Raw genomic sequence first — 264 nt, forward strand, 5'->3', positions numbered from 1 at the left:
ACGTCGCGGCCTTCCTTGGGTTAGCTCCGGCGCCCTTCGCCAGCGGCGACGTGTCACGTGATCAGGGCATCAGCAAAGCCGGTAACCGAAGCACACGTGTGCAGATGGTGGAACTTGCCTGGTGTTGGTTGAAATATCAGCCAAGTAGCGAACTGACCGTATGGTATCGCAACCGGTTCAAAGGCAACGGCGCTCGCGCGGCAAAGGTGGGGATCGTTGCGCTCGCCCGAAAATTGTTAATCGCGCTTTGGCGCTTTGTGGAGA

The 264-nt window shown here is 58.3% G+C and carries 1 protein-coding gene; it reads left to right on the plus strand.

Translation table 11 applies throughout. The annotated features are described in order from the left end of the window. The coding region (locus AX735_RS22695; RefSeq protein ID WP_156447589.1) for a transposase at positions 1–264 on the plus strand (264 nt) is incomplete at both ends.

The organism is Blastomonas sp. CCH1-A6, from assembly GCF_001556365.1.
Lineage (GTDB): Bacteria > Pseudomonadota > Alphaproteobacteria > Sphingomonadales > Sphingomonadaceae > Blastomonas > Blastomonas ursincola.